This is a genomic window from Pseudovibrio japonicus (genome assembly GCF_014651595.1).
GTDB lineage: Bacteria > Pseudomonadota > Alphaproteobacteria > Rhizobiales > Stappiaceae > Pseudovibrio > Pseudovibrio japonicus.
The window spans coordinates 308,969-316,478 of the sequence record NZ_BMXE01000005.1 but is presented as its reverse complement, the minus strand read 5'-3'; the positions used below and the strand labels follow the sequence as shown (position 1 = coordinate 316,478).

Below are 7,510 nucleotides of genomic sequence, written 5' to 3'. Positions count from 1 at the left end.
TATCAACCAACCAGCCTCAACAAACCACCCAAAAACCCCAGAAACAAGCCAATCACAAAACAAATCAGGCCCAATAATTAACAAAACCAAAATTTGCACAGACATAGGGAAAACACAAAAACTTATACAAACCTCACCAACAACAAGCCCAAGTCGTTACAGACCGGCTGGATCGCGCTGCGTGATACTTCAGAGGGCGTATTCGAGGGGCACTATAGAGGCCAGAGCAAACTTGAGCTCGTTTGAGACAGTTTGCGTTATTTGGGCCTCAGACCCGTTAGTTTGCGTTGCTATGTAGTCAGACAGAGAAAGGTATCGACTATTGGCAAGCCACCCTGCCTTCAAGCAGCCTCTCCTTATCCCCCTCACCTTCTGGCGAAAGTGGACCAGCTCAAGACCACCCAATGCCCGCCCTATCAAAACTTACCATCACCCAACGCAAATCTATCCCCGCACCCACACACCACGAGGCACAACACCACCTAGCGCCCCGGCAACTCCACGCTCACAGTCTCACCGCCATACCCATGAACACTATCCCGAGCACGAACCACCACGCGCGACTGGCCCGCTGGGACCCGCACCCCGCTAAGCGAACGCGTAAACGGCTGCTCATCTACATGCGGGTGGAGAAGCGTACGTGTCCCCAGAACCGTCCCATCCTCAGAAAGCACCTCCCAAGCATCAGCATAGTGATCCCACCCCTCATCGCCATGGCGAACAGTTACGTCAAACCGGAAAGAGCCGTCAGAAAGCGGGGTCACATCCGCTTTCACAACATCCGCCTCACCAGCCACAGCCTGTGTTGCCAGCAGGCCAAGGAAAATCCCTGAAATCAAAGCGCGCATCTAAACCTCCAATTGCTATTGGAGCGAGGCTAACGCGTGCCTCGATACCTGCAAGCCAAAAAACCTCAAAATGTCTTGAGCAAGGTAAAGTCAGTCTCGAACATGGATGCTGCCTTTGGGCACCAGTAAAAAGACAGCCAGATTGGCGAACACCCCAACCACAAGGCCGGGAATGTCGAGCGGTGCGTGCAGCGCACTCTCCCAGAAGATGGTTGCCACAACACCAGTCATTGCCCCGGCAATAAAGGCGGTGTTTCCACGGCGCATGCCATAGATCGCCGCAACCAACGGCACCAGCACAATCGGCGCCCAATAATTGTAGGCGTAAATCAGAATATCGAGAATGCTCTCAATAGACACGGCAAACAAGATAGAGAGCAGGCCCACAACCAATGTCACCAGCTTGGCGATAAAGAGCAGATCCTCTTCTTTCATCTCCTTGCGTTTCAAAGGACGCAGCACATCATTCACAAAGGCAATACTCGCCGAGTTGAGATAAGAGTCTGCAGAAGACATCACAATCGCAATCACACCGGCAAACACCAGTCCCTCCAGCACTGGTGGCAAAACGCTCACAATTACATAAGGCATAGCATTGTTGGCGTTCAGATTCGGGTCCAGCGCAAAAGCGACAAGACCAATGGAACCGGTGATCGCAAAGAACAGAAACGAGAACAAACCGGAATAGAGTGTACCGCGCGCCGCCGCTTTCGCAGTCTTCCCCGCCAGCAACCGCTGCATATAAGGGGGAACCAACGTCTCGCCAAACATAAAGACTAGGGTCAGACCAACAAGCCCCATCCAGCCAAACTCAGGTCCGGGGAGGCTCAAATGACTGGCGGGCACCGCCGCGAACAGCGCATTAAAGCCGCCAATCTGATAGATACCGAAGCCCAGAACCAACGGCATGCCAATCGCCAGTATAATGAACTGAACAATATCGGTGTAAACAACAGCCCGCATCCCACCCAGCGTGGTATAAAGAATAACGATGCCGCAGCCGATCCCAATCCCCCAAAAGCGGTCCAAGCCAAAGAACACATTAAAGACAACGCCGATGGCCCCAACCTGAGCGCCCACGATGCCACAACACAGCATCAGCCCGCACACACCTGCCGTTAGTCGGGCCAGCTTGCCATAGGCCTGGCCCATAATATCGCCAACGGAAACGGCATCGGGAAACGCCTTCATTTTGGGCGCGATCAGCGTTGCAACCGCGACCTCTTTAAGGCTGAAGCCCCAAAGCGCCACGATATTGGCAACACCGTACAAAAACACCTTCTCTGCATTGCCGGTCGAAAACCCGCCACCAATAAAAGAGGCGGACATGGTGGCAAAGATCACAAGCGAACCGAACTCACGCCCCGCCGTCGCATAATCTTTCAGCCCCCGCTGAATACGGCCACCCCACAACCCCACAATAAGAACGCCAACCAGATAGCCAGAAACGATAATCATATCGATCATCAGCAAAGGGTCCTTTTGACTGCGGACTCCCCCAAAAGCGGTTCCGGTTTTCGGGAAGGACGCTAGAACAGGCTAAAGCAGAACGTACGAAGGCAACCGTACAACAGGCCTATCAGGAACCCTTTGCGTTAAGGTAATCTAAATTTTTAGCCATATGTCAGGCAGACTGCTGGGATTTGGGGGAGTAAAGCGACTGCAGAACCGACCTCACAGTCCAACCCAGACCAACCCGCCATACGCGGCAACACCAACGCACATGGTCAAGATCACATGGTTGGCAAAATAGGCTGTCACGAGCGCTGCGGAGGCGGCCAGCCAAACTCCAATCGATTGGCCTGCAAGTGAGGATGCCACTAATGACACAACGATTAGACCCGGCAGTTCATCCAGCACCCATGAGAACCGCGAGGACCGGATCGTATCTCCCGCAAACAGCCCAAGCACTCTGATAGAGAACGCGGCAACAGCAAGAACAACGATCAACATCCAAAAGGGGAAACTCATAGGGCAACCCTTCTTCTGGTTCTGACAATGTGCGCAGCAACCAGCCCACAGACAGCCCCCGCAATGATGGCGTAAGCCTTGGGAACGCCCAGTGTGACAGCATAAATCGTGATAACAAAACTAACAGACCACGGCAGGAGGTTCGAAGCCCCGCGCCACAGGCCACGCGCCATCGCAATGAAAGCAGCGGTGAAAGCAAAGCCCAAACCAAATTGCTCCAGGTTTGGCAGGTTTGCCCCCACGAGCGCGCCCAGCGTGGTGGAACTGGTCCAGACCGAAATCATCACCAGTCCTGAACCAATCAGAAAGGGAGCGCCGATTTCAGGGTTTTTCGCCCGTTCTGCCATTGTCAGCGCCCAGTTTTCATCTCCGGTAATGTGAATGACCAGCAGCTTCATGCGAAAGGAAAGCACACTCAAAACCTCGGAGAGCGAAGCGACAATACCAAGATAGCGCAGGTTCAGGGCAGCTCCGGCAAGGGCCGCGCCAATCACGGCTGATGTTCCTGCAAATTGCTCAACAGCAACAATCTGGGATGAGCCGGCATGAACAGCCCCGCTCATCAAAGCAATGCCCCACCATGGAAAACCAACTTGTGCGGCCAATAAGCCAAATGCAAAGCCATAAACGGCTGCACCGGCGGCGAGTGGTAGAATTGTTAAAGCACCATGTTTCATAGCAATCACCTTAAGCTCTTCACATGATAGACCACACCAGCAATTCTGAGTTATACTGATCGTATAAAATCAAAATTCAGCACAATACGGATAATGTACATCATGGATCAGTCAGATCACAAACTACTGGCCGTTCTGCAATCCAATGCACGCACGTCGATTCAAGACCTGGCCGATCACATTGGCACGTCCACTGCGTCTGTACAAAGGCGACTAAAGGCCCTGCGTGAATCCGGTGTTATTCAAAAAGAAGTTGCCGTACTGGATCAGACCAAGCTCGGCTTTGGTATTACCGCTGTGGTTTCGGTTGAGCTGGAGCGCGATCGGCTCGACCAGATCGACGCCTTCAAACGCAAAGCACGGCAAGATCGGCAAATCACCAACTTCTACTGCATTGCCGGAGACGCAGATTTTGTGATGATCGTGGTCGCAAAGGATATGAAAGACTACGAAGCCTTCACGCATCGGTTCTTCTTCTCAGACACTAACGTGAGAAAGTTCCGCACATCCATCGTCGTATCCGCTGAAAAAGCGACCCTCGAACTGCCCATCTGAGTTCAGCAAGAGACCGCCGGAGCCGGGAAGCAACATGCTCCCAAACCCGGCGGCCTTTCCTCCCACGCGATCAGCGACCATCTGCTCCGGGCAAAGCGGCGGCCACCCCGTCGCTTCATGGTCAGAGCACCGCGTGATGCCCTAGCTGTAGGAGGCTTTCTCCGGACACAGTTTCACGCCATCTGCCGTCAGTTGGAACCCGGCCATATAGGGGTCACGCTCATCAAGAAAGATAGTGTTGTAGCCGGTTTTGCAGGCCCAGCCTTCAATGGTTGGGATGATCCCGTCATGCCCACCCACATCAACTGATTCCTTCACACCGCCAACAAAGATGGAGCCAATGATGGATTCATGGCGCATGGTATCGCCAACCTTCAGCTCTCCCTTTGTATATAGATGTGCCAGACGCGCCGATGTGCCCGTCCCGCAGGGGCTGCGGTCCAGGGCTTTGTCACCATAAAACACCGCATTACGCCGGTCAGCGGCTGGCGAACTCGGCTTTCCCGTCCATTGAATATGGCTGATGCCTTGAATGCGGTCGTCTTCTGCATGGGTCACTCTATACTTATCATTCAGTGCGGCCCGCAGACGGGGGCTCCAGTCCAACAGCGCGTTGGCGCCAACATGCTCAAGACCGGGAAAGTTCTCCTGCTCCTCAACAATGGCGTAAAAGTTGCCGCCATAGGCCACGTCAACGCTGATCTCTCCCAGCCCCGGCAGCTCAACCGTCAGGCCAGCCTCAGCCAGATAGCTCGGCACATTCGTCAGACGAACGCTCTCAACGTGTCCGGCATTTTCCGTATACTCGGCAACAACCAGTCCGGCGGGCGTATCCAGATACACCTTGCCCGGCTCCCGAGGCTCAATCAGCCCCTCTTCCAGCGCCATCGTAATGGTGCCGATGGTGCCGTGCCCGCACATGGGCAGGCAGCCGGAGGTCTCAATAAACAAAACCGCCACATCACAATCGGGACGTGTCGGCGGAAAAAGCATGGCGCCGGACATCATGTCGTGGCCACGCGGCTCAAACATCAAGCCGGTTCTGATCCAATCATAGCGCTGGAGAAAGTCCGCCCTCTTCTCCAGCATATCCTTGCCGCGCAAGGCTGGTACACCACCTGAAACCAGACGCACTGGGTTGCCACAGGTATGCCCGTCAACACAGAAAAAACTCTTGGAGACCAAGTCCCCCTCCCCCTTATTTCTTGGCATCTCAGCCAAACGCCCCCTGTCTCCCGATGGAGCCCTCTCTCTCCACCGGCAACTCCTTTTAAAACCGCTGCGCGCTATAAACCGCGCAATCTATTCTAGGTGCCTCACCCTGAACAATATCACTCACCAGCTCAGCCGTAATCGCCGCCTGTGTCAGTCCATGATGACCATGCCCGAACGCATAAGTCACCCGCTTGCTTTGCTTTGAAGGCCCGATCACCGGAAGCGTATCCGGCAAAGACGGACGATGCCCCATCCAGCGAATACCATTGTCTCGGTTCAGCCCCGGCAACAAGCGCGCGGCCTTATCCGACATCACATCCGCCCGCTTCCAGTTGGCCTCCAGCTCCAGCCCTCCAAATTCAACTGCACCCCCAACGCGCAGCCCAGAGGAAAGCTGTGTTACGGCAAACCCCTCTCCGGGCACCATGACGGCGTGCTTGAGGGAAACATTTGGCTCGGAAAATGTCGTGTTGTATCCGCGCTCCGTCTCCAGTGGCACCTTGTCTCCCAACTGGGCCGCCAACGTCTTGGACCACGCACCACACGCAATCACCGCATGGTCACTCAGAATTTGTTCCCCGCCTTCCAGATAGAGAAGAACCTGATCCCCCTGCAGCTCAATGCGCGAAACCGACTTCCGGAAGATCGTTCCCCCATTCCGCTCGAACGCTTCCGCAAGGCTCAGGCAAAACGCATGCGGATCATCAACGGTGATCCAACCCGGAACCAATGCTCCGCCTACAATGTCCCCGGAAAAGTCCGGCTCCAGCTCCCGAATCTGTTCTCCGCTCAGTTCCTGCACCTCAATGCCGTGCTCAAGCTGCTGGTGCCAGCCCTTACGCGCATCCACAATCTGGCTTTGCTGCGTAAAGACCTCAAGGCATCCCTTCAAAAACACATGATGACGCGTTCCCGAAGCCTGCCACAGCCGTTCCCAGGCAGGAAGAGCAGCTTTGTTAATCGCCGCCTTGCCCAAAACAGTGTGTCTCAGTTTATCCGGAAGAGATGCCCGCGTGAACCGCAGCATCCATGGCAGAATCTTGAGTGCGTAGGCCGGGCGCACGGAAAGCGGGCCCAGCGGATCGAACAACCAGCCGGGCATCTTCCGCCAAATGCCTTTGGAGGCCAGGGGCGCAACATCGGTCCATGCAATACCAGCCGCATTCCCACGGCTGGCCATCTCACCCGGACCATTGCGGTCTATCAGAGCAACCTCATAGCCTTCCTGCTGCAGGCGAAGGGCTGTTGCCAATCCAACAACCCCGGCTCCGATTACATGGATGTGTCGCATAGCTCTTTAAGCTCCGGCAGTTCCGGGCGGCATGCAATAGCATCTTCCACCACCTTGATGACGCGCGCACGCTCAGCACCGGACAAGGCCAGACGCGGCGCGCGAACACGATCATTAGAACCGATCGCAACCATCTCTGCCAACTTGATATTTTGGACTAGATTGGTGGACACATCCAGATCAAGCAGCGGACGGAACCAGCGGTAAATCTCACGCGCTTCCTCATAGCGACCCGCCTTCGCCAACTGATAGATCGCAACTGTTTCCCGTGGGAACGCAACAACAAGACCGGCCACCCAGCCATCAGCCCCCATCATCAGGCTTTCCAGCGCAAGGTTGTCAACGCCGGTCAGAACCTTGAAACGGTCACCAAAGCGGTTGATTACCTCGGTCGCGCGGCGAATGTCGTCGGTGGATTCCTTCATCGCCACAATAAGCGGCTCGTCTGCCAGTTCAGCGAACATATCCAGCGTCACGTCAACGCCGTAAGCAACCGGGTTGTTGTAAACCATCACCGGAATACCGCCACCTTTGGCAACTGCTTTGATGTGCGCCACAGTCTCATGTGGAGCAGAACGGTAGGGTACACCTGGCAGAACCATCAGGCCATCTGCCCCAGCTGCCGCCGCATCCGCAGCAGCAATAATCGCGCGGCGTGTAGAGCTTTCGCAGACAGTCATGATGACGTGCTTGGACCCACAAACCTTCTTGGCAATCCTGAGAATTTCGATCTTCTCTTCCGGCTCCAGCGCCATCGCCTCGCCAAGTGAACCGCAGACGATAATACCATCACAGCCCGCATCCATCTGCAGCTGGAAGCACCGCTCCATCTCTGCAAAATCAAGCTCATCGTTCTCTGTAAATTTGGTCGTGACAGCCGGGTAAACACCAGTCCACATCTTGATCATCCTCACCTGTGATATATTACAGGCAATATGAACTCCAACCTTTCA

At 54.9% G+C, this 7,510-nt stretch carries 8 protein-coding genes; 1 reads left to right on the top strand and 7 read right to left on the bottom strand.

The features are described from left to right. Window positions 1-482 precede the first annotated feature (482 nt). The 4 genes from IE076_RS15730 to IE076_RS15715 all read right to left on the bottom strand — a co-directional run bounded on the left by IE076_RS15730 (window position 483) and on the right by IE076_RS15715 (window position 3,496). Window positions 483-848, bottom strand: a complete 366-nt coding sequence (locus IE076_RS15730) for a hypothetical protein (protein ID WP_189437719.1) — start codon at window positions 846-848, stop codon at window positions 483-485. 90 nt (window positions 849-938) lie between these two features. Continuing rightward, entirely contained in the window at window positions 939-2,315 is a 1,377-nt protein-coding gene (locus tag IE076_RS15725) for a sodium:solute symporter family protein (RefSeq protein ID WP_189437718.1), read from the bottom strand. 207 nt (window positions 2,316-2,522) lie between these two features. Then, entirely contained in the window at window positions 2,523-2,819 is a 297-nt protein-coding gene (locus IE076_RS15720) for an AzlD domain-containing protein (RefSeq protein WP_189437717.1), read from the bottom strand. Next, entirely contained in the window at window positions 2,816-3,496 is a 681-nt protein-coding gene (locus IE076_RS15715; protein WP_189437716.1) for an AzlC family ABC transporter permease, read from the bottom strand. Before IE076_RS15715 ends, IE076_RS15720 begins: the two co-directional genes overlap by 4 nt. Before the next feature lie 102 nt (window positions 3,497-3,598). Between IE076_RS15715 and IE076_RS15710 the strand changes: the two genes are divergently transcribed. Further along, the gene (locus tag IE076_RS15710; protein WP_189437715.1) at window positions 3,599-4,051 is read left to right on the top strand and encodes an Lrp/AsnC family transcriptional regulator; all 453 of its coding nucleotides are present in this window, start codon (window positions 3,599-3,601) and stop codon (window positions 4,049-4,051) included. A gap of 141 nt (window positions 4,052-4,192) precedes the next feature. On the opposite strand, the gene IE076_RS15705 is transcribed toward IE076_RS15710, so the two are convergent. From IE076_RS15705 to IE076_RS15695, 3 genes are all read right to left on the bottom strand, one after another. Further along, the gene (locus tag IE076_RS15705) at window positions 4,193-5,236 is read right to left on the bottom strand and encodes a 4-hydroxyproline epimerase (RefSeq protein ID WP_189437714.1); all 1,044 of its coding nucleotides are present in this window, start codon (window positions 5,234-5,236) and stop codon (window positions 4,193-4,195) included. A gap of 85 nt (window positions 5,237-5,321) precedes the next feature. Continuing rightward, window positions 5,322-6,557 (bottom strand): NAD(P)/FAD-dependent oxidoreductase, encoded by a 1,236-nt coding sequence (locus IE076_RS15700; RefSeq protein WP_189437713.1) that lies wholly within the window; start codon window positions 6,555-6,557, stop codon window positions 5,322-5,324. Continuing rightward, on the bottom strand, window positions 6,539-7,456 hold the full coding sequence (locus IE076_RS15695) for a dihydrodipicolinate synthase family protein (protein ID WP_189437712.1): 918 nt from the start codon (window positions 7,454-7,456) through the stop codon (window positions 6,539-6,541). The genes IE076_RS15700 and IE076_RS15695 overlap by 19 nt, the downstream gene beginning before the upstream one ends. Window positions 7,457-7,510: the final 54 nt, after the last annotated feature.